At 51.9% G+C, this 412-nt stretch carries 1 pseudogene; it reads right to left on the bottom strand.

The window, feature by feature from the left end:
* Positions 1-412: pseudogene (locus H8L32_RS27300) on the bottom strand (hypothetical protein); the annotation flags it as partial.

Here is a 412-nt window from a genome sequence, read left to right as displayed (position 1 = left end):
CCGCCTGTACCCAGAACAACTGTATCAGCGAATGCGCCTTTAGCGTAGTTCAGTGTGACACCAGCACCGTTTTCGTTAGTGAAGATGTAGCCAGTTGCTGCAGAGCCAGTTACGTTCACTGTTTCAACGCCTGTTACCAGCGCACTGATGTTCAAGTTAGCGCCGATTGCACCGATGTTCAGTGTATCTGCACCCAGACCGCCGTCCAGCGTTGTTGCGCCGGCGATTTGTGTTGCAGTGTAGTTGAACGTATCGTTACCTGTGCCACCAACAACGCTCACTGTGTTAGTACCAGCAGTGAATGTGTTTGTGCCGTTAGCCAGTGTGAAGCGCTCGATAGCTGCGTTAGCAACGATCGTACCGGCTGTAGTCAACGCGATGGTTTCTGTATTGCCTGCAGTTACAGTACCTG

It is taken from the genome of Undibacterium hunanense, from assembly GCF_014284335.1.
Classification (GTDB): domain Bacteria; phylum Pseudomonadota; class Gammaproteobacteria; order Burkholderiales; family Burkholderiaceae_D; genus Undibacterium; species Undibacterium hunanense.
Note: the sequence above shows the minus strand (reverse complement) of the source record. Positions and strands in the feature narration are given on the sequence as shown.